The organism is Verrucosispora sp. WMMD703, assembly GCF_049178935.1.
GTDB lineage: Bacteria > Actinomycetota > Actinomycetes > Mycobacteriales > Micromonosporaceae > Micromonospora > Micromonospora sediminimaris.
In genome coordinates, this window is the sequence record NZ_JBMHMM010000004.1 from 5118606 (window position 1) to 5139362 (window position 20757).

Annotated in this window: 16 protein-coding genes; 7 read left to right on the forward strand and 9 right to left on the reverse strand. The window is 73.2% G+C overall.

Translation table 11 applies throughout. The annotated features are described in order from the left end of the window. Positions 1 to 316: 316 nt before the first annotated feature. The gene (lipA, locus tag ACN26Z_RS23705) at positions 317 to 1309 is read left to right on the forward strand and encodes a lipoyl synthase (RefSeq protein ID WP_093401253.1); all 993 of its coding nucleotides are present in this window, start codon (positions 317 to 319) and stop codon (positions 1307 to 1309) included. Between the two features lie 24 nt (positions 1310 to 1333). Here the strand turns inward: lipA and ACN26Z_RS23710 are convergent, their stop codons facing one another. Together ACN26Z_RS23710 and ACN26Z_RS23715 are read right to left on the reverse strand one after the other, a co-directional pair. After that, entirely contained in the window at positions 1334 to 4213 is a 2880-nt protein-coding gene (locus ACN26Z_RS23710) for a helix-turn-helix transcriptional regulator (RefSeq protein ID WP_421463475.1), read from the reverse strand. A gap of 77 nt (positions 4214 to 4290) precedes the next feature. After that, positions 4291 to 4461: a hypothetical protein gene (locus ACN26Z_RS23715; RefSeq protein WP_170863258.1), complete on the reverse strand. Its 171-nt coding sequence runs from the start codon at positions 4459 to 4461 to the stop codon at positions 4291 to 4293. A gap of 195 nt (positions 4462 to 4656) precedes the next feature. Between ACN26Z_RS23715 and ACN26Z_RS23720 the strand changes: the two genes are divergently transcribed. After that, entirely contained in the window at positions 4657 to 5346 is a 690-nt protein-coding gene (locus ACN26Z_RS23720; RefSeq protein WP_093401255.1) for a DUF4191 domain-containing protein, read from the forward strand. Positions 5347 to 5409: 63 nt separating this feature from the next. On the opposite strand, the gene ACN26Z_RS23725 is transcribed toward ACN26Z_RS23720, so the two are convergent. Beyond that, positions 5410 to 5814 (reverse strand): RDD family protein, encoded by a 405-nt coding sequence (locus tag ACN26Z_RS23725; RefSeq protein ID WP_093401256.1) that lies wholly within the window; start codon positions 5812 to 5814, stop codon positions 5410 to 5412. Between the two features lie 311 nt (positions 5815 to 6125). Between ACN26Z_RS23725 and glnA the strand changes: the two genes are divergently transcribed. The 3 genes from glnA to ACN26Z_RS23740 all read left to right on the forward strand — a co-directional run bounded on the left by glnA (position 6126) and on the right by ACN26Z_RS23740 (position 9132). Further along, complete coding sequence (gene glnA, locus ACN26Z_RS23730; protein WP_093401257.1) at positions 6126 to 7550, forward strand: type I glutamate--ammonia ligase; 1425 nt, start codon at positions 6126 to 6128, stop codon at positions 7548 to 7550. A gap of 97 nt (positions 7551 to 7647) precedes the next feature. Continuing rightward, positions 7648 to 8007, forward strand: coding sequence for a PadR family transcriptional regulator (locus ACN26Z_RS23735; RefSeq protein WP_093401258.1), 360 nt, complete (start codon positions 7648 to 7650; stop codon positions 8005 to 8007). Positions 8008 to 8163: 156 nt separating this feature from the next. Continuing rightward, complete coding sequence (locus tag ACN26Z_RS23740) at positions 8164 to 9132, forward strand: hypothetical protein (protein WP_421463476.1); 969 nt, start codon at positions 8164 to 8166, stop codon at positions 9130 to 9132. Positions 9133 to 9295: 163 nt separating this feature from the next. On the opposite strand, the gene mptB (ACN26Z_RS23745) is transcribed toward ACN26Z_RS23740, so the two are convergent. From mptB (ACN26Z_RS23745) to ACN26Z_RS23765, 5 genes are all read right to left on the reverse strand, one after another. Continuing rightward, positions 9296 to 10780 carry a polyprenol phosphomannose-dependent alpha 1,6 mannosyltransferase MptB gene (mptB, locus tag ACN26Z_RS23745; RefSeq protein WP_421463477.1) on the reverse strand — a complete coding sequence of 495 codons (1485 nt, stop codon included), beginning with the start codon at positions 10778 to 10780 and terminating at the stop codon, positions 9296 to 9298. Between the two features lie 214 nt (positions 10781 to 10994). Continuing rightward, complete coding sequence (mptB, locus tag ACN26Z_RS23750) at positions 10995 to 12407, reverse strand: polyprenol phosphomannose-dependent alpha 1,6 mannosyltransferase MptB (protein WP_421463478.1); 1413 nt, start codon at positions 12405 to 12407, stop codon at positions 10995 to 10997. Positions 12408 to 12552: 145 nt separating this feature from the next. Next, on the reverse strand, positions 12553 to 14181 hold the full coding sequence (locus ACN26Z_RS23755) for a hypothetical protein (protein WP_421463479.1): 1629 nt from the start codon (positions 14179 to 14181) through the stop codon (positions 12553 to 12555). Between the two features lie 59 nt (positions 14182 to 14240). After that, on the reverse strand, positions 14241 to 17462 hold the full coding sequence (locus ACN26Z_RS23760; protein WP_421463480.1) for a bifunctional [glutamine synthetase] adenylyltransferase/[glutamine synthetase]-adenylyl-L-tyrosine phosphorylase: 3222 nt from the start codon (positions 17460 to 17462) through the stop codon (positions 14241 to 14243). Next, on the reverse strand, positions 17462 to 18226 hold the full coding sequence (locus ACN26Z_RS23765) for a type 1 glutamine amidotransferase (protein WP_421463481.1): 765 nt from the start codon (positions 18224 to 18226) through the stop codon (positions 17462 to 17464). Before ACN26Z_RS23765 ends, ACN26Z_RS23760 begins: the two co-directional genes overlap by 1 nt. 171 nt (positions 18227 to 18397) lie before the next feature. On the opposite strand from ACN26Z_RS23765, the gene ACN26Z_RS23770 reads away from it, so the two are divergent. Continuing rightward, the gene (locus ACN26Z_RS23770) at positions 18398 to 19273 is read left to right on the forward strand and encodes a S66 peptidase family protein (protein ID WP_421464705.1); all 876 of its coding nucleotides are present in this window, start codon (positions 18398 to 18400) and stop codon (positions 19271 to 19273) included. Between the two features lie 129 nt (positions 19274 to 19402). Next, positions 19403 to 19954, forward strand: a complete 552-nt coding sequence (locus ACN26Z_RS23775) for a hypothetical protein (RefSeq protein ID WP_282237333.1) — start codon at positions 19403 to 19405, stop codon at positions 19952 to 19954. Positions 19955 to 20225: 271 nt separating this feature from the next. Here the strand turns inward: ACN26Z_RS23775 and ACN26Z_RS23780 are convergent, their stop codons facing one another. Continuing rightward, complete coding sequence (locus ACN26Z_RS23780; RefSeq protein WP_093401266.1) at positions 20226 to 20651, reverse strand: DUF350 domain-containing protein; 426 nt, start codon at positions 20649 to 20651, stop codon at positions 20226 to 20228. Between the last annotated feature and the right edge of the window lie 106 nt (positions 20652 to 20757).

The following is a 20757-nucleotide window of genomic DNA, read 5'->3' on the forward strand; positions in this document are numbered from 1 at the left end:
GGCTCTACTGGGCGCGGATGCCGGAGCCGCCCTGCTCAGGACCGTCCAGGCACCAAACGCTGTTCTTCCCGCAGCTCGGGAGGGTCTTCGCGGCCCCGGTGCCAGACCGCCTCGCAGCCACCGGCGGCTCTCTTCAACTGGCGGATCGGTGCGCTACTCGGCTCCGTCGTCGCTACTCGCCGCGCACGCTAACACCCCGTCGGGTCGTCCTGTTACGTGTTTTTTTGCAGCCCGGTGTCCGGCGTCACAGGATTTCCGGGGTGACGGCCGTCGCCCGCCGTTCATCGACCGCCGCCGTCCGGCGTAGGCTCGTTTTGTGACGATCGAGCACTCCGCGCCGACGACCGGCCAGGCCGCGAGTACCGCGACGCCCGCCCCTGAGGGGCGGCGACTGCTGCGGATCGAGGCACGCAACGCCGAGACGCCGATCGAGCGCAAACCGCCGTGGATCAAGGTCAAGGCCAAGATGGGCCCCGAGTACACCCAGTTGCGTGGGCTGGTCGCCCGCGAAGGGCTGCACACGGTGTGCCAGGAGGCCGGCTGTCCCAACATCTACGAATGTTGGGAGGACCGCGAGGCCACCTTCCTCATCGGCGGTGACCAGTGCACCCGCCGCTGCGACTTCTGCCAGATCGACACCGGCAAGCCGGCCGAGTTCGACGCCGACGAGCCGCGTCGCGTCGCCGAGTCGGTGGTGTCGATGGGGCTGCGGTACGCCACCATCACCGGCGTCGCCCGTGACGACCTGCCCGACGGCGGCGCCTGGCTGTACGCCGAGACCGTGCGGCAGATCCACGCCTTGCAGCCCGGCTGCGGTGTCGAGCTGCTGATCCCCGATTTCAACGCGGTACCCGAGCAGCTTGCCGAGGTCTTCGGTGCCAAACCGGAGGTGCTCGCGCACAACGTGGAGACGGTTCCCCGGATCTTCAAGCGGATCCGGCCGGCCTTCCGCTACGAGCGGTCCCTGGACGTCATCTCGCAGGCCCGCGCCGACGGCCTGGTCACCAAGAGCAACTTGATCCTGGGCATGGGCGAGGAGCGCTCCGAGATCTCCCAGGCCCTGCGCGACCTGCACGCCGCCGGCTGTGAGCTGATCACCATCACCCAGTACCTGCGCCCTTCCCCCCGGCACCACCCGGTGGAACGGTGGGTCAAGCCGGAGGAGTTCGTCGAGCTGCGGGAGGAGGCCGAGGAGATCGGCTTCGCGGGCGTGATGAGCGGCCCCCTGGTCCGTTCCTCCTACCGCGCCGGCCGCCTCTACCAGCAGGCCCTCGCGGCCCGCGAACCGGCAACCCTGGCCACCCGCTGACCCACCCGCCCCGGGCCCGCCGCGTCAGGGGTCGGTGAGCAGGTTGAGGCGGTGGGCGAGGGCGGCGGCCTCGACGCGGTTGGTCACGTCGAGTTTCGCGATGATCCGGGAGACGTGCACGCTCGCCGTCTTGGGCGAGATGAACAACTGCTCGGCGATACGGCTGTTGCTGTGACCCGCGGCGACCAGGCGCAACACCTCACGCTCCCGCTCGGTGAGCAGATCCGCGCCCGGTCGACCATTGCCGGCACCACGCAGCCCCACCCGGCGAGCCAGGGTGGCCGCGCGTTCGGCGAGCCGGACCGCGCCGAGCCCGTCGGCGAGCCCCGCCGCCTCACTCACCGCCGCGCCGACCTCGTCGCGCTTTCCCGCACCCGCCGCCGCCTCGGCGTAGCCCAGCAGCACCCGCGCCAGTTCCCCGGGCTGACCGGCGGTCCGCCAGGCCGCGACCGCGGTCCGCCAGGCGACGAGCGTCTCGGCACCTGACGCTCCGCAGGCGACCACCTCGGCGGCGTACGCCCGCTCGGCGGGAAACCGGGCCGCGACGCCGCCGGCCAGCGCGGCGACCTCGCCCGCCACCGCCTCATCGCCGACGTGTCGGGCGGCCCGGGCCGCCGCGGCCAGCACCGGCCAGCTGTACCGGGGATAGTCGACGATCGCCGGGTCGGTCAGGCACGCCTGCGCCGCCCGCAGCGCTTCGACCCGGTCGTCGGCCGCCAGCGCCGTCTCCAGCCGCAGCAGGTACAGCGGAAGCCGGTTGTGCGGATGCAGGTACGGCTTGGTGAGGAAGCTCAGCGCCCGGGCGACGGTTTCGTCGGCGCGGGGATGCCCCTGCGCCAGTCGCAACGCGGCCCGCAGTTGCAGCCAGTGCAGGCCGGAGACGCCCGGCGGGTCGAGCCGGGCCGCCTCGGCGCAGACCTGGTCGGCTTCCGTCCAACGGCCCAGCGCCAGCAGCGCCTCCGCCCGGTTCGAGAGCAGGTACGCCCCGGTGGAGCGGCTGATGCCGACCCGACGTGCCTCGCTCACCCCGTCCGCGGCGGCCTGCGCCGACTCGTCGTACCGGCCCAGCTCGAACAGCACGTCGGAGATGTGTACCAGCGCGCTGACCAGTGCCGGCGTCTCCCCGGCGGCACGCGCCAGCGCCTCGCAACGGCGCAGCTCGGCCAGCCCGAGATCGGCCGCGCCCTCCCGTCGTTTCAGCACCGCCAGCTGCACCAGCAGCAGGGCCGCGTCGGTGTCGGCCGCCTGTGCCGCGGTCACCACCTCGGCGGCGATCCGGGCCGCGTCGGCATGGTCGATGCGGGCCAGGTGATCGGCGAGGTCGGCGAGCAGCCGCAAGCGGTCGGGCCCGTCCGACACCCCTGACACCAGTCGGTACGCCTCCCGCAGCTCGGTCGCGCCGTCGCTCTTGCCGAGCATGGCCAGCATCCGGCCACGCCGATCCAGCAGCCGCGCCGCGCGCAGCGGCTGCTCACCGGTGTCCACCTCGGCCAGCGCAGCCCGGGTCAGGGTCAACGCCCGCTGGTAGTCACCGGCGGTGGTCGCCGCGCCGAGCGTCTCCTCAAGCAGCGCGAGGTGGTCCATGCCGAGCCGGTCGGCGGCGTCGGGCACCAGTTCCCAGAGTTCCAGCACCCGTTCCAGCAGCCGGGTCTGCTCGGCGTACGCGTACCGGTCGGCGGCGGCGCAGGCGGCCACCCGGGCGGTCACCAGGGCTCGGGGGTGGTCGTGGGCGGCGTACCAGTGGTGGGCGATCTCGGCCGGCGCCCGGCCGGCGGCGACCAGGTGCGGGTGTGCCTCGATGGCGGCGGCGAATCGGGCGTGCAGCCGGGCGTGTTCGCCGGGTAGCAACTCGTCGTGGACCGCCTCACGGACCAGCGCGTGGCGGAATTCGTAGTCGCCGTCCGGGTCGGCCACCAGCAGTTGAGCGGCGACGGCGGCCCGCAGGGCGTCGTCCAGCTCCGCCTCGGGCAGGCCAGCGACCTCGGCGAGCAGTTGGTGGGCCAGGCGGTTGCCGCCGGCGGCGGCGATGCGCAGCACCCGTTGGGCTGGCTCGGGTAGCCGGTCCACCCGGGCCAGCAGCAGATCACGCAGCGTCTCCGGCAGCGCGGCGCAGCCGATCGGGCTGCCAGCGGCGGCAAGCTCCTCGATGAACAGGGGGTTGCCCTGCGTACGGTCGTGGATGTCGTCGACCGCCCGCGCGGCCGGCTCGGCACCGAGCAGCCCGGCGAGGACCGCCCCGGTGCCGTCCCGCTCCAGCCGGGACAGCTCGATCCGCTCGACGCCCCGGGCCCGGTCCAACTCGGCCAGGAAGGGCCGCAGCGGATGACCCCGGTGCAGTTCGTCGGTCCGGTAGGTGCAGACCAGCAGCAGCCGGCCGGTGCGGGCCGCTCGCACCAGAAAAGCGATCAGGTCGCGGGTGGACCGGTCCGCCCAGTGCAGATCCTCGATCACCAGGATCAGCGGCTGGGCGGCGGCGAGCCGGCCGAACAGTTGGGCGACCAGTTCGAAGAGGTAACCCCGGGGGGCGTCCGAGGGCGGTCCGGCGGCGGGCGCGGCGGCACCGGCCGGCCGGGCCAGCTCCGGCAGCAGGCGGGCGAACTCGGCGTCGTACCCGTCGAGGACACCGGGGCCGTCGCGGCGCAGCACCGTCCGCAGCACCGCGGCGAACGGAGCGAACGGCAGTCCGGCCTCGCCGAGTTCGAGGCACTGCCCGACCAGCAGGCGGGCGTCGTCGCCGAGGGAGCGGCCGAACTCCTCCAGCAGGCGGGTCTTGCCGACCCCGGCCTCGCCACCGACCAGAACGGTGACCGGCTCCCCGGCGCGGGCGCGGCCAGCCGCCGCACGTAGTCGCGCCATCTCCCGCTGACGGCCGACGAGGATGGTGCTGGTGGGGCGGACGCTCACGGCACCGAGCATGCCACGCCCGCCGTCGCCCGCCCGCCGGCCGCCGTCCTCCCGGCCGGCTGCTCCCGGGTCGACGCTCAGTGGCGTGCCTCGTCGGTACGCGTCCGATGGTGCCGGCGGTGCAGCCAGCCGCGGGCCGAGCGGTGCGGTAGCGACCGGGCCAGCCGGTCCTGGGCGGCCTCGGCCCGCAGCTCCGCGGCGTGCGTACGGTAGAGGGTGAGCATGAGGTTGGCGTCGTGACCGAACATGGCGCGCTCCCTGCGATCGTCGTCAACTGGTGACTCTGACTCTGCTCGCGAAGGTGCCGCCGGGGCATGGGCACCGCGCCTGATCTGTGCCCACTCGCCCTCCTTACGCCGGGTCGCTGGCGGCGTAGCGGCGTCGTAAGGTACTCAGCCGGCCGCGGATCAACGGTGCGGCGGGCGACCACTAGACTCGACGACATGGCAAAGCCCCAGGAGAAGGTCTCGTTCGGCCAGCGGCTGAAGCAGATCGGGTTGGTGTTCCGGTTCACCGCCAAGCAGGACAAGTGGTTCGCCCCCTTGGCCACCGGTGCGGTGCTGATCCCGCTTGCGCTGACCGTGGTCGCGGTCGCGCTCTGGGGCTGGCTCTGGTTGCCGCTGGGCATCCTGTTCGCCCTGCTCTGCCTGCTGATCGTGCTCAACCTTCGGTCGAACCGGGCGATGATGAACGCGGCCGAGGGGCAACCGGGCGCCGCCGCGCAGATCATGGAAAACATGCGCGGTGACTGGCGGGTCTCCCCGGCGGTCAGCTCGACCACCCAGATGGACATGGTGCACCTGGTCATCGGGCGGCCCGGCGTGATCCTGCTGGCGGAGGGCAACCCGCAGCGGGTCCGGGGCCTGCTGGGCCAGGAGAAGCGTCGGCTGGCCAAGGTGATCGGCAACGCCCCGCTCTACGACTACGTCATCGGGCAGGACGAGGGCGAGCTGCCGATCCGCAAGCTACGGATGACGCTGATGCGGCTGCCCCGCAACCTCAGCGGCAAGGACGTCAACTCCCTGGACAAGCGCCTCAAGGCGCTCACCTCCCGCCCCCAGATGCCCAAGGGCGCCATCCCCAAGAATCTCCGCCCGCCGCGCGGCGCGTCCCGCCAGATGCGCGGCCGCTGAGCCCAGCACGGAGGGACCGGTCAGCGCACGGCTCGGGCCCCTGGGCTCGCGCGGGAGGGCGGGTCAGCGCGGTACGGGGGTGACGACCGAGCCGGTTAGGCGGTCGTGCAGGCCGCGCCGGTGCTGATCCATCAGGAGGGCCGGGACGACCAGGGCCAGCAGCACACCCCGCAGCAGTGCCCGGAGCAGGCCGATCCGGCCGCCGTCGGTCCAGTCGACGCACCGGATCCGGGTCAGGTACATGCCGGGGGTCTGGGCGAACAGGCCCAGGAAAACGCCGTACAGCAGGATCAGCACCAGCACGGGCGCCCAGGCGTCCCGGGTGGGGCTGGCGAACAGGCCCGACGCGAGCAGGCAGAGAATCCAGTCGATGACCAGAGCCCCGAACCGGCGGCCCAGGTCGGCCGGGACGAAGTCGGGATCCGCGGCGGGGGGTGGCGAGGGGCTCGGCTGGGTGGTCACCTGCATGAGCCTAGCCAGCGCGGCAGCCGGCCCCGCGCAGGCCCGGCGCCAGGCGGGAGCCGGACCGGTGCCGGGCAGGAGCCGGACCGGTGCCGGGCGCGCCGACGCGGAACGCCAAAAAGGACCAATCTCATCAAGCTTCACTACACTGGCACAGCCGGACCCGTTCCTCGGGTTGAGGTGTCCGGGTCAGGCACTCGGGTGTGACCCAACGCGAGGGACGTAACACGGCGGAAACACTGGAGACATGGCCGGGCAACCGCACGGCCATAGCGTCGCCAGGAGCCTAGCTATCCGTGGACGTGCCAGGAGGACGAGTGTTCGCCAATCCCGAGGAACTCCTGCGTTACCTCAAGAACGAGGACGTGAAGTTCGTCGACGTTCGTTTCTGTGACCTGCCCGGCGTCATGCAGCACTTCAACCTGCCGGTGGAGTCCGTCGACGACGACTTCTTCACCAACGGTCTCGCTTTCGACGGGTCGTCGATCCGCGGCTTCCAGGCGATCCACGAGTCGGACATGCTCCTGCTCCCGGACGTCGCCACCGCTTTCATCGACCCGTTCCGCGCGCAGAAGACCCTCGCGCTGAACTTCTTCATCCACGACCCGTTCACCCGCGAGGCGTACTCGCGTGACCCGCGTAACGTGGCGAAGAAGGCCGAGGCCTTCCTGGCCGCCAGCGGCATCGCCGACACCGCCTACTTCGGTCCGGAGGCGGAGTTCTACATCTTCGACTCCATCCGCCACGAGACCTCCGCGCACCAGGCGTACTACTACATCGACTCGATCGAGGGCGCCTGGAACACCGGCCGTGAGGAGGAGGGCGGCAACCGCGGCTACAAGACCGCGTACAAGGGTGGTTACTTCCCGGTGCCGCCGGTCGACCACTACGCCGACCTGCGTGACCAGATCGTCCGCCGGCTGATCGACACCGGCTTCACCGTGGAGCGCTCGCACCACGAGGTCGGCACCGCCGGCCAGGCGGAGATCAACTACAAGTTCTCCACCCTGCTGCACGCCGGTGACCAGCTCCAGCTCTTCAAGTACATCGTGAAGAACACCGCCTGGGCCGCCGGCAAGACCGCCACCTTCATGCCGAAGCCGCTCTTCGGCGACAACGGCTCCGGCATGCACACCCACCAGAGCCTCTGGCTGGGCGGCGAGCCGCTGTTCTACGACGAGACCGGCTACGCCGGCCTGTCCGACACCGCCCGCTGGTACATCGGCGGTCTGCTGCACCACGCGCCGTCGCTGCTGGCCTTCACCAACCCGACGGTCAACTCGTACCGTCGTCTGGTCCCGGGCTTCGAGGCGCCGGTCAACCTGGTCTACTCGCAGCGCAACCGCTCCGCCTGCACCCGTATCCCGGTCACCGGCAGCAACCCGAAGGCCAAGCGGGTCGAGTTCCGGGTGCCGGACCCGTCGGCAAACGTCTACCTCGCCTTCTCGGCGATGCTGATGGCCGGCCTGGACGGCATCAAGAGCAAGATCGAGCCGCCGGCGCCGATCGACAAGGACCTCTACGACCTCCCGCCGGAGGAGTGGGGCGACGTCAAGCAGGTGCCGGGCTCCCTGCCGGCCGTGCTGGACTCGCTTGAGGCCGACCACGACTACCTGCTCGACGGTGGCGTCTTCACCCCCGACCTGATCTCCACCTGGATCGACTGGAAGCGGGCCAACGAGGTCGACCCGGTGCGTCTGCGCCCGACCCCGCACGAGTTCGCGATGTACTTCGACTGCTGATCTCACTCAGCGCCATCCGGGCCGGCTCCGCACCACGCGGAGCCGGCCCGCGGCGTTTCGGCAAACCCAATACCTTCGCGTCCGATATATTGAGGGAGTGGACACTCCGCTACGCGAACCCACCTTCCTCATCCTGACCGCGCTCGCCCGCGAGCCGATGCACGGCTACGCGATCATCGGCGAGGTCGCGGCCCTCTCCGACGGGCGACTGTCGCTGCGCCCCGGCACCCTCTACGGCGCGTTGGACCGACTCACCGACGCCGGCCTGGTCGAACTCGACCGGGAGGAGACCGTTGACGGACGGTTACGCCGCTACTACCGCCTCTCCCCCACCGGTGACGCCACGCTGGCCGCCGAGACCGAACGGCTGCGCCGCAATGTCGAGGCCGCCACCGCCCGACTGCGCGCCCGGGCGGCGCGTCCACTCGCCCCGCGTACCGCCGGAGGTCTGGCATGAGCGAGCGTCAGCGAGCGAATCATCAACGCAGTGCGCTGGTGCCTCATGCCGGCCCGCAGCGAAGCGGAGGGCCGGCATGAGCGAGCGTCAGCGAGCGAATCATCAACGCAGTGCGCTGGTGCCTCATGCCGGCCCGCAGCGAAGCGGAGGGCCGGCATGAGCACGCTGGAGCGCCGATACCGGCACCTGCTGCGGGCGTACCCGACGGACTACCGCCACGACCGCGGCGACGAGATCGTCGGGACGTACCTCGACCTGGCGGACCCGCGACGGCGCTGGCCCTCCGTCGCGGACGCCGCCGACCTGGTGCGCGGTGGCCTCCGCCAGCGGCTGCGGGCCGCCGGCGCCACCGACCTGATTCCCGGGGTACGCCTCGCGGCACTGCTCGCGCTGACCACCGCCGCCTTCCTGGCCGGCTTCTGGACGCTCGTCGAGCAGACCCCGCCACCCACCGAGGCGGGTGTGCCGGTGTTCGGCCCGTTCACGTCGACCGGCATCGTGGCGTGGCTGGCGTGGCTGGTGGCGACGTTCCTCGCCCTGGTGGCACCGGGTCGACCGACCCGGGTGGCCATCGCGGTGGGGGTGCTGGCCACCGTGGCGGTTCTCTCGATCAGTCCGATCGCCGGCCTGCCTCGGCCGCCGCTGCTGGTGCTGGTGCCACAGGTCGCCCTCGGCGTGCTGGCGCTTGCCGTCGACAGCCACCTGCCGCTGCCGGCTCGGGCCCTGCCGATCGTGGCAGCGACGGCTGGCTACGTGTTCGGGCATGCCTACTACTGGGACGCCTATCGGTGGAGCGCCGAACAGTTGCTACCAGCGACCGGGGCGGCTCTGTTGGGGGTCGTGCTGCTGCTCGCCGTCGGGTTGGCCATGCGGCGGGACTCGCGGGGCGGCTGGGCGGTGGTCGCCCTGCTCACCCCAATCGGTCTACTCAGCGTGCACATCCTGGCCGGGGCGGTGGACGGCCTCGGCGGCGCTCCGCGTCCGACCTATCCGACGCTTGTCGGTGCCGCTCTCACCGTCGGGTTGCTCGGGCCGGCCGTGCTGCCGGCTGCCGTAGCCCTGCGCCGTCGCATCGGCGGCAACAGTCCCAGCGAGCCCTGTCCCACCTGTGGCGCCCGCCGCTGACCGGCCCCGCCGCCACCGCTTGACCGCGCACGGAGCGCCCGGCGGCTGTGGCAGTGCAGGTGCTTTCACACCGGCGTGTCGAACAGCTTTTGCTGCCACGCTCCGGCCGCGCAACCGCGCAACCGCGCGCCTGAGCAGGGGCAGACGGGCGGAGCGCCGTCGATCAGGGTGGGGTTGATCGCCAGGGTCGGCGGCGGGACAGAGACCAGAGGACCGTGGCCAGGACCAGTGCCGTCATCGCAATCGCGCCCGGAGCCTTGGTCAGCCGGGCCACATTGGTGCCGTCCGGCAGAGCGAGGAACGAGGCCAGCGCGCACGGCACCACGAACCAGGCGGTCCGGGTCGCCGCCACCGCGAGCAACGCCAGCGGCCAGGTGGCGTACCAGGGATGAAACACCGGCGCGAGCACCACAGTGGCCACCAACCCCACCCCCGCACCCCCGACCGGGTTGATCAAGAGGTTCTTGCCTTCGATGAGCGCTTGCTGCGGCAAAAACCTCTTGATCAACGCTTTGGGGTGGGGTTTCGGTGGGGGGTGGAGGGTGGAGAGGGTGCGGAGCCAGAGGAGGGGGAGCAGGGCGGTCAGGAGAAGCAGGGCGGCTGTGCGGGTTACCGGGACCGCGTCGGGGTGACGGCCGAAGAGTTCACCGACGTAGTCGACGAGCATGCCGACGGCGGTCGGCGGCGAGGTCCACTGCACGGTGTCGCCGCTGCGGCCCAGCCCACCGAGCCAGCCGAGCCCGAGACCGGCCAGCCGCGAGAGAGCCAGCAGCCCGCCGACCGCCCCAACGGCCAGCACGCCACCGTCGCGCAGCAGCGTCCGCACGACGGGCCGGCCCCGCACGGTGACCAGCGCCGCGAACGGCAGCACCACCACGGCGGTCGCCTTCACCGACACCGCCAGACCGAGCAGCACCCCGGCGACCACGAGCACACCGACCGGCCGCAGCGATCCGAGCCGGCCCGGACGGTGCACGAGGACCAGTAGGGCGGGCAGGAGCAGGCCGAGCATCACCGCGTCGTTGTGCGCCCCGGCCACCAGGTGCACGCCGACAAGTGGGCAGGCCAGCAGCAGCCAGGTCGCCCGCCGAGGTGGCACGCCGGCTGCCCGGGCCAGGCCGGGCAGGCAGGCCGCTGCCGCCAGCACGCCCGCGAGCGCCAGCGTCCGCAGCAGCAGCACCGTGCCGACCAGCCCACCGCCGAGCACCACGGCCAGCGCGGCGAGCAGCACGAAGAACGGCCCGTACGGGGCCGGGGTGTCCCGCCAGACCGGCGCGACCGCCTCGGCCCAGGGGCAGCCGGCCGCAGCCACGCCGACGGCGTACGGATCACCACCGTCGGCGTAGATCCAGCCCTGGCAGGCGTACGAATAGACGTCCCGGCTGCCCAGCGGGGCGGTGACCAGCAGCGGCAGCGTCCACCACCCAGCGGTGACGTACGCCCACCTGGTCGACGGCGCACCGTCGCGCAGCGCCCACCAGGCGCCCACCATGGCGGTCGTGCCGAGCAGCCACAACGTGACGGTCAGCGGTCCGCCGTCGGGGGCGGTGCTGGCATCGGACAGCGCGCCGCCGAGGTACCCGACGACCGCCAGGAGCAGTGCCCCCACCAGTCCGGTGTACCGGGCGACCCGGTCCCGCGTGCCCACCGCCCGGGCATCGGGAGCCCGCCCCAGTCCCCGATCGCGCCCGGGACCCGGATCGCGCCGGAGATCCGGAGCACTACGGTCGCCGGACGCGGAGCGGGGCTCGGGATGGGGACGGGCGCCGGGATCGTTCACCGGCGGTACCTCTCCTCAGGTGCGGGGTCCAGGGACGCCTCGCCGGAACTGGCCCAGTGGGTCCCCTCCTGGAAGGCCCGCCCTAATCGGCAGGCACCGGTTGACGGGCCGCCGTCCGGGCCTCCTTCGCCGACCGTACCAAGCGGACCGTCACCACGATCACGAACAGCGTCATCAGCGGCGCACCTACCGTCTTGGTGTACCGGGGCAGGCCGGTGCCGTCGGCCAGCACCAGGAACGCGGCGTACACCGTCACCGCGCTGAACCACCAGGTGCGCTGCGCGGTGGCGGCGAGCAGCGCCAGCGGCCAGAACCAGTACCAGGGGTGGAACAGCGGGGCGAGCGCCACCGTCGCGGTCAACGCCAGCGCGGCGTGCCAGAGTGGTTCCCGGTGGCGGGCCCGGAACCACAGCCACACCAGCAACGCCGCCAGCACCAGTACCGCGATGCTCCGGGTCACCGGCAACGCGTCGATGTGCAGGCCGAACGGCAGCACCAGGTAACCGACGGTCTGCCCGACGGCGGTGGGCGGCGAGGTCCAGGCGACCACCTCGTTGCCGTGCGACAGCCCGGTGATCCAACCGAGGTCCAGCCCGGCGGCGAGGGTCACGCCGAACAGCGTGGCCACGGCACCGCCGACCACCGGCGTACCGTGGCGCAGCAGCGCGCGCAGCGAGAAGCCGCCGGTGATCGCGGCGAGCGCCGCGAACGGCACCACCACCAGCGCGGTCACCTTGATGCCGGCGGCCAGGCCGAGCACGACGCCGCCGGCCAGCAGCGGCCAGGGCCGCCCGGGGCGACTGACCACCACGGCCAGCCCGGCCACCATCAGCCCGACCATCAGCGCGTCGTTGTGTACGCCGGAGATCAGGTGCACCCCGACCAGCGGACTGGCCAGGGCGAGCCAGAGGGCCCGGCCGGTCGGCACGCCGCTGCGGCGGGCCAGCACCGGCAGGCAGGCCGCCGTGAGCACGACGCCGGCCACCGCAAGCACCCGGAACAGCGCGATGCTGCCGATCAGGGAACCGGTCGCCGCGACCACCGCGCCGGAGAGCACCACGAACAGTGGCCCGTACGGCGCCGGGGTGTCCCGCCAGATGTACGACATGGTGTCCAGCCACGGACAGGGCAGCGTGGACACGCCGTACTCGTACGGGCTGATGCCATTGGCGTAGCTCGCCCCCTGGCAGGCGTACGCGTAGGCGTCCCGGCTGCCCAGCGGCGGCGTGAACAGGAACGGCAGCGCCCACAGCCCGGCGGTGACCAGGGCCCACCGGGCCGACGGCACCCGGTCCCGCAGCGTCCACCAGGCCACCGCCATGGCTGCGGTGCCGAACAGCCACAGCCCGATGATCAGCGGCCCGTTCGGGCCCAACCAGATCTTGACCGGGTTGGGTCGCAGATCACCGTCGGGCAGCGCACCGCCGAGGAACGCCGCCACGGCGAGCATGATCGATCCAGCCAGTCCGGTCCAGCGCACGAGGTGATGGGGCACGTCCGACATGCTGCCAGTACCGTGTGCCCGCTGCGGAGGTGGGCATCGCGCGGCGGACGCGCGCCGCCCCTGCCCGGCCCCCGCCCGCGCCCACCGGCAACCAACGCACCGGCGGCCGCCCAGCCCAGCCGTCGAGCGCCCGCCGTCAGCCGGGCGGGCAGTGGCCGGAGGGCCGCAGGCTGCTCGTGATCTCGAAGGTTCCCGCAGTTCGGGCCCGTACGATGACCCATTCGTCCGGGTCGGCGCTCAGGCACCCGTCTCCCGCCGACAGTGCCAGCCAACGGGACCAACGGACCCGGACGAGCACATCGGTGGGGGCGTCGACGGTGAATCGCACCCCCGCGTCGTCGGAGGTGACGAGCCGAGCCGGAGCAGAGACGAGTGGTGCCGGGTCGAGCACCTGGTACAGGCGCCACTGCCCGGGGCGGCCGACCTCCCGCAGGTACGGCTGGCCGGCCAGCACGAGCGTCGCCTCGTCCCGGCCGTACCGGTCGAGGGCCGCGTCCGGCGCGACGGCGACGTAGCTGACGGCGTTGCGGCGCAGCCATTCGCCGTACCGCCCGGCATCGAGACTGCCGTCGTAGAAGAGCGGGTTACGTCCCACGTCGACCTGCCGCTCCCAGCCCCGGACCAGTGGTATGGCGGCGGCCACGAAGGCGCTCTCCCAGTGGTCCCGCAGCGGCACCACTTCGATCCGGCCCACCGGTGCCCGCCGCTCCAGGTCGTCCAGCAACGGCTCATGGAAGGCGGCGTACGCCGGTGCCGACCCCCGGCGGGCGATGTCGTTGGTCATCACCGGGGACTGCCACCAGAACAGCGCGACGAGCAGCGCGGCCAGCCAGCGCCGGCCCAGTCCGACGTACGCCGCGACGACCGGCAGGGCGAAGAGCATCGGCAGGCGCAGCGCGTTCGAGCCGATCGGGCTGGGCAGGTGATAGGCCGCGACCAGGAGCAGCGCGGTGAGCGCGGCACCGACCCGCAGTGCCCGGACCGGTACGAGCGCGAGCACCACCACGGCCAGGGCGAGGTTGATCCGCAGTGATTCGGCGCTGAACGGCTGCCGGCCACCGTTGCCGAAGAGCGCCGCCATCGGCGCCACAGTCACCAGCGGCGCGAGGCACAGGACCAGGGCGGCGGTTCCGGGTCGCCGGTCCCGCCAGACGTCGAGGACCAGCAGGGCACCGCCGGCCAGACCGAGGAAGAGGCCGGCCACCGGGCTGGCGGCTGTCGCGAGCACCGCCGCCGCACCGGCCGCCGCCAGCCGCCACCAACGCGCCCCCCGGGGCAGCGCCACCAGGCAGAGCGCGAGCAGCGCCCACATCAGGCCGACGGCGAAGGTGATCCGGCCACTGGCCAGGTTCCCCACCAGGACGATCGCACCCAGCAGGCCGCCGAGCAGCGGACGGCGGGCACCCGTCAGCACCAGCAGCCAGGCCAGTGCCACGGCGGAGACGACCGCCGCGACCGCACCGACCGGGCGCACCCCGACCAGCGCGCCGAGCATCTGGGTGTAGAGGCTGTAACCGAACTGGTTGACCCCGCCGTACCAGGAGAAGTCCAGCGGGGCGAGACCGTTGCGCTCGGCGAAACCCGCGCGGGCCACCTGCGCGGAGAGGTCGGTGCCCATGGGCGGGGCCAGCAGAAACGCCACAGCCAGCAGCAGCGACACCACAAGCGCGCCGAGGACCGGGCACGCCGCCCTGGGTGCACCGGCACCCGGCGCAGCTTCGGCGGCCTGCCCCTCCGGGACGGCAGCGTGGGTCGAGGTCGGCACCGAGCAGTCCTACCACGATCAGTGACCGGCCCGGGTGGCGGGTCACCCGGACACCGGCGTCACATCTCCAGGACGCGCTCGGTGGCGGCGCGGGAGCGGCGGCCGGTGCGCAGGTACTCGTCGAGGAATTCGCCCGGGTCGTCGCGGCCGAGCAGCCGGACCACGCCGGCCAGTTCCACGCCGTGCCGGGGCAGCTGGTCGCCGGCGCGGCCCCGGACCAGCATCAGCGCGTTGCGGACCTGCGCGGCGAGCGTCCAGCCGGCCGTCATCGCCTCGGCGTCCGCCGGATCTACCAGGCCCGCCTCCCGAGCGGCGGCAAGCGCGTCGAGGGTACGCGTGCCGCGCAGCTGCGGGTACGCACCGGCGTGGCGCAGTTGGAGCAGCTGCACCGCCCACTCCACGTCGGCCAGGCCGCCCCGGCCCAGCTTGGTGTGGGTGGCCGGGTCGGCGCCACGGGGCAGCCGCTCGGTCTCCACCCGCACCTTGATCCGGCGGATCTCGATGACCTGCTCCCGGGTCAGCCCGTCGGCCGGGTACCGGATCGGGTCGACCATCTGCTCGAACCGGGTACCCAGTTCGGCGTCGCCGCAGACGCAGCGGGCGCGCAGCAGCGCCTGCGCCTCCCACACCCGCGACCAGCGGGCGTAGTACTGCTGGTAGGCGGCGAGACTACGGACCAGCGGACCCTGCCGGCCCTCGGGACGCAGGTCGGCGTCGACGCCGAGCGGCGGGTCGGGTGCGGGCATGCCGAGCAGCCGCCGTAGCTCCTCGGCGATGGCGTGCGCGGCGGCACTGGCCGCGCTCTCGCTGACTCCCTCCGGCGGGTCGTAGACGAAGAGCACGTCGGCGTCGGAGAGGTAGTTCGACTCGTAGCCGCCGAGCCGACCCATCCCGATCACCGCGAAGGTGAGTCCCGGCATGGCCGGCTGGGCGGCCCGGGCGGTCCGCAGCGCGGCGGCGAGGGTCGCGTCGGTGACGTCGGAGAGCGCGGTGCCGACCGCCGTGATGTCGGACAGGGCGGGCGTGGTCCGGCCGCCGTCGGGACGGGCCGGGGCCAGCGAACCGGCCCGGCTGAGCACGTCGGTGCAGGCGAGGCGGAGCAGTTCGCGGCGGCGCAGCGCGCGTACCGCCCGGGTCGCCTCGACCGGATCGCTGTGCCGGGCCGCGGCGGCGGTGAGGCCGTCGAAGAGCACCTCCCGTGGGCGCGGACTCAGCTCGCTCTCCTCGGCCAGCAGGCGCAGCGCCTCCGGCTCGCGGGTCAGCAGGTCCGCGACGTACCGGGAGGAGGAGAGCACCCGGGCCAGCCGGCGGGCCACCGGCCCGGAGTCGCGCAGCAGCCGCAGGTACCAGGGGGTGCTGCCGAGGGAGTCGGAGACCTGGCGGTAGTTGAGCAGGCCCCGGTCCGGCTCCGGGGCGTCGGCGAACTCGCTGAGCAGCACCGGCAGCAGGGTGCGTTGGATGGCGGCCGTACGGCTCACCCCGCCGGTGAGGGCCTGGAGGTGACGCAGCGCCCCGGCGGGGTCGGCGAAGCCGAGGATCTCCAGGCGGTTGCGGGCCGCCTGCGGGGTCAGCCGCAGCCCGTCGGCCGGTACCCGGGCCACCGACTCCAGCAGCGGCCGGTAGAGCAGTTTGGCGTGGAGCCGGCGTACCTCCGAGGCGTGGGTGACCCACTCGGCGCGGAACTCCTCGACGGCGCTGCGCCCGGGTCCGGCGGTGTAGCCGAGCGCGGTGGCGAGCCAGCGCAACGCGCCGGGCTCGGTCGGCACGGTGTGGGTACGCCGCAGGCCCTGGAGTTGCAGCCGGTGCTCGACGCTGCGCAGGAATCGGTAGCCGCGCAGCAGCGCCTCGCCGTCGGCCCGGCCGACGTAACCGCCGGTGACCAGCGCGCGTAGGGCGGGGATGGTGCCGGGCGCGCGTAACGTCTCGTCGCCCCGGCCGTGCACCAGTTGCAGCAACTGCACCGCGAACTCGATGTCGCGCAGCCCGCCGGGGCCGCGTTTGATCTCGCGTTCCAGCTCCTTCGGCGGGATGTGATCGATGATCTTGCGCCGCATGGCCCGGACGTCCTCGACCGCCTCGGGGCGTTCGGCCGCCTGCCAGAGCAGCGGTGCCAGCGCGTCGATCCACTCCTGGCCGAGCGCCAGGTCACCGGCGGCCGGGCGGGCCTTGAGCAGCGCCTGGAACTCCCACGTCCGGGCCCAACGCCGGTAGTAGGCCAGGTGGCTGGCGAGGGTCCGCACCAGCGGCCCCCGGTTGCCTTCGGGGCGCAGGGCCGCGTCTACCGGCCAGGCGACCAGCCCGCAGATGTGGATCAGTCGGGTGGCCACGGTGGTGGCGGCGGTCAGGTCGTCGTCCTCGGCCGCCACGAAGATCACATCGACGTCGGAGACGTAGTTCAGCTCGCCGCCGCCGCACTTGCCCATCGCGACCACGCTCAGTCGCGGTTCCCGGGTGCCCTCGGGCAGCTCCGCCACGGCGATCTGGTAGGCGGCCGACAGCGTGGCGTCGGCAAGTGCCGAGAGCGCGGCCATGGTCTGTTCCAGGCCGCGCCCGCCGGTCAGGTCGGCCGCCGCGACCCGCAGCAACGCCAGCCGGTACGCTCGCCGCAGCACCGCGACGGGATTGCCCTCGCCGGACCTGTCGAGCCGGCCGTCGGCGGTCGGTGCGAGGCCGTCCGGTTCGGTACGCAGCACCGGCCACTGGTCGGGGTTGGCCACCAAATGGTCACCGAGCGCGGAGGAGGCACCCAGCACGGCGAGCAGCCGGCGACGCAGACCCGGGTCGTCGTGCAGAGCGGCGAGCAGCGCCGAACCTGCTCCGATGCCGCCGACGGCCGCGGTGCTGCCCTGACTGCCGGCGGTGCCGTCACCTCCGGCGCTGCCGCCGTTGCCGGTCGCACCCTCGCCCGCGGCGCCACCGGCATCCCCGCTCCCGGTGGCGCCGCCCTGGCCGGTGGGGGTCGCCGTGACCCGGCCGGGCCCCGCACCCCGCTGCCGCACCGCCGCGCCCGGGCCGGCGGTGCGGTTCGGGCCAGCCGTCACGCGGTGTTCCGCCTCGACCAGCCGGTGCAGCTGACGCAGCGCCAGATCCGGGTCGGCGGCCCGGGACAGCGCGGTGAGCAGCTCCTGGGCCTGCTCGCCGGTGGGTTCCTGCGTCTGCGCGCGCCACAGGTCGAGGCCGTCCGGGCCGAGCAGGTCGGCGGCGCGGGCGCCCGCGTCGTCGTCGGTGACGCCGAAGCCGTAGCGGGCGAGCCGGCCCGTGGCGCTTGTCGGCCGGCCCATCAGTGCCCGAGCAGGGGCAGGCTGCGTCGCGACCCCTCGTCCAGCTCGCCGAGGGCGAGCGCGGCGAACCGCGCCGCGAACGGCTGCCAGACCTCCTCGACGTCGGCCATCACCGCGTCGCAGGCGGAGATCACCAGCTGCGGGTCGTAGCCCAGCTCGGCCAGCAGCGCCGAGTCGGTGGCCCATTCGGCGATCATCGCGGTGTCGCACTCGATGTGGAACTGCAACCCCCAGGCCCGGTCGCCGAGGCGGAACGCCTGGTGCGGATAGCGGGTGGAGGCGGCCAGCAGGGTGGCACCGGCGGGCAGCTCGGTGATCTCGTCGGCGTGCCACTGCAACACGTCGGGGATCAGCGGAACGTACCGGAAGAGCGGGTCGGACTCGGCCGCGTCACGCCGGCCGACCACGGCAGGCCCGACCTCCGGCCCGGACGGGCTGCGCACGACCGTGCCGGCGTGGGCGGTGGCGAGCAGCTGCGCACCGAGGCAGACACCCAGCGTCGGCAGCCGGTGCCGCACCGCCTTGCGGAGCAGCTTCTCCACCGCCGGGAACCAGGGGGCCGCCGGCACCCCGTCGACCAGCGGGTAGGCCTGCTGATCACCGCCGAGCACCACCAGGGCGGCGTACCCGTCCAGGTCGGTGGGGAGGGCCTCGCCCGCGTGGGGGCGGACCACCGCCAGCTCCAGCCCGGCTTCGGTCAGCCACTCCCCCAGCCGGCGCGGGTCGTCGGTCTGGTCGTTCTCGATCACCAACGCGGTTGCCACATCGTCGAGGCTATCCGGTCCGGCCGCCCCGGCCCGCGCGAGGGATCGGCGCCGTGTCCGGCAACGTCGAAGGTTTCGCCGGCCACCGCAGTAGGCTCTGCCGCTGTGTCCGACCGCAGCACGCCCGACGACGTCGTACGCCCACCCGCCCTGCGCCCCGGCGACACGGTGATGCTGGTGTCGCCGTCCGGACCGACCCGCCCGGAACGGGTGGCCCGGGGCGTGGAGCTGCTCACCGGCTGGGGACTGCGACCGGTGCTCGCGCCCAACGCCTACGCCCGGCAGGGCTACCTGGCGGGGGCGGACGCGCTGCGGGCGGCCGACCTGAACACGGCGTTCGCCGATCCGCAGGTGCGCGGGGTGATCTGCACCCGGGGCGGGTACGGGGCGCAGCGGGTGGTGGACGCGATCGACATGGCGGCGGTACGCCGTGACCCGAAGGTGGTGGCCGGGTTCTCCGACATCACCGCGCTGCAACTGGCGCTCTGGCGGGGTGCCCGGTTGGCGGGGGTGCACGGTCCCGGGGCGGCCTGGCGCGACGAGCGCACTCCGCTGTCCTCGGCCGAGTCCCTGCACGCGGCGATGACCAGCACCGAGCCGATCACCGTACGCGCCGTCGAGGGCGAGGAGACCTTCGGCGTACGCGTCGCGGGCCGGGCCACCGGCCGGCTGCTGGGTGGCAACCTCTGCCTGGTCGTGGCCTCGCTCGGCACCCCGGACATGCCCGACCTGACCGACGCGGTGCTGTTGTTGGAGGACGTGCAGGAACCGCCGTACAAGGTCGACCGGATGTTGACCCAGCTCCGCCGGGCCGGCGCGCTGGACGGGCTGGCCGGGGTGGCGGTGGGGCAGTTCACCGACTGCGCCGACGGCTGGGACACCACGGTGGTCGACGTGCTCGTCGAACGCCTCGGCGACCTGGGCGTACCGGTGCTGGGGGGTCTGCCGATCGGTCACGGCCCCGGGCAGCTCACCGTCCCGGTCGGCACCCGGGCGACCCTCGACGCCGACGCCGGCACCCTCAGCGTGGTCGCCGCCGTCCGCTGACTCTTTGTCGGACACGTCCGGATTTCTGGCCCGGATTGCCAGCTCGCTGACAGCTTCGCCATGGTTCGCGCCCAGCCGGGCTCGTCACTGTCGGTGACGTCATCGCATCACCGACGAGTTGGAGGAACGATGTCCCGCACGATTTCGAAGAAGCACCTGCTGGCCGGCCTGGCCGCGGCAGGCGTGCTCGGCGTGGGGATCGCCGCTCCCACCGTGGCGCTCGCCGACGACAAGGCCACTCCGAGCGCCAGCGCGAGCAGCGAGCCGCAGGGCGACCGGCAGGAACAGCGGGCCGCACGGCACGCGCAGTTCGCCGAGGCGCTGGCCGAGGAGCTGGGCGTGCCCACCGAGAAGGTGACCGAGGCGCTGGAGAAGCTCCGCGAGCAGCACCAGCCGGAGAGCCGGACGGACCGCGAGGGCCACCGGGGATTCCCGGGGCGTGGTGAGGGACGGATGGGCGGCGACGGTGCCGCCGAGGGCCGTAAGGGCGAGCGGCGGACGCCGCCGTCGGCCGAGGAGCGCAAGGAGGCACTGACCGAACGGCTCGCGCAGGCGGTCGAGGACGGCAAGCTGACCCAGGAGCAGGCCGACGCGATCACCGCCGCCGTCGAGGCCGGCGTCTTCGGCGGCTGGGGTGGCCCGGGCGCGCGGGGCGGCGAGGGCGAGTCCGCCGGCAAGTGACACCTCGGCTGGGCCGGACTGGGCCGGGCGGGCCGGGCCCAGCCAGCCCGGCCGGGCCCAGTCCGACTCACGACATGCGGCAAGTCGCGGTCTCCGGAGCCCGGGAAGGCCCGACTTGCCGCATCCGGCGACCGTCAACGGCGCCGCAACCCGCAACCCGCGACCGGCACCGACAGACCGACCGCCGGCGGCGCTGCAGGCCCGAGCCGAGGCGCCGCCGGCGGGCCCGAGCCCGGCCGCTACCCGGCAGGCGGACTCGGGCCGGGAGTGGTCAGGCGATGCAGGCGCAGACGATCAGCGCGGCGCCGAAGTGGCTGGCGGCGCTGACCCGGGCCACCGGGTGCGGCTCGTCGGAACAGACGACCTCGCCGAGCTTGCCCGGCGTGATCAGGTCCAGCACGAAGAAGGCCAGCGCCATGATGCCGAGACCGATCAGCCCGAAGATCACCGTCGAGGCCAGCCCCTTGGCGAAGTCGCTGTAGCTGGTCAGGATCGCGGTGAAGACGATGCCGGCGACGCCGAGCTGGTTCGCGGCGAGCAGCAGTCCGGCGTTGGCGTTGCGACGTACCCAGATCAGGTCCCGCAGTTTGCCCGGGGTGAGCAGATCGACCAGGACGAAGCCGGCGGCCATCAGGCCAACTCCGACGACCCCGAACACCACGCTCTGCCAGGCTCCGCTGAGCAGATCCTCCAGCACCGACTGCCTCCCACGAGTCTCCGGCCGACGAATGCCGCCGGCACGGTGATCGAGACGATAGCGGCACCGGGCAACGCTCGACAGCCCGGAGGCGGGCCCGTGCCGA

Excerpts from the sequence above, each read along its gene's own strand:
- ACN26Z_RS23775 (WP_282237333.1), top strand. The coding sequence starts at position 19,403 with ATGTCCCGCACGATTTCGAAGAAGCACCTGCTGGCCGGCCTGGCCGCG.
- ACN26Z_RS23740 (WP_421463476.1), top strand. The coding sequence starts at position 8,164 with ATGAGCACGCTGGAGCGCCGATACCGGCACCTGCTGCGGGCGTACCCG.
- ACN26Z_RS23715 (WP_170863258.1), bottom strand. The coding sequence starts at position 4,461 with ATGTTCGGTCACGACGCCAACCTCATGCTCACCCTCTACCGTACGCAC.
- ACN26Z_RS23725 (WP_093401256.1), bottom strand. The coding sequence starts at position 5,814 with ATGCAGGTGACCACCCAGCCGAGCCCCTCGCCACCCCCCGCCGCGGAT.
- ACN26Z_RS23720 (WP_093401255.1), top strand. The coding sequence starts at position 4,657 with ATGGCAAAGCCCCAGGAGAAGGTCTCGTTCGGCCAGCGGCTGAAGCAG.
- ACN26Z_RS23770 (WP_421464705.1), top strand. The coding sequence starts at position 18,398 with ATGCTGGTGTCGCCGTCCGGACCGACCCGCCCGGAACGGGTGGCCCGG.
- ACN26Z_RS23760 (WP_421463480.1), bottom strand. The coding sequence starts at position 17,462 with ATGGGCCGGCCGACAAGCGCCACGGGCCGGCTCGCCCGCTACGGCTTC.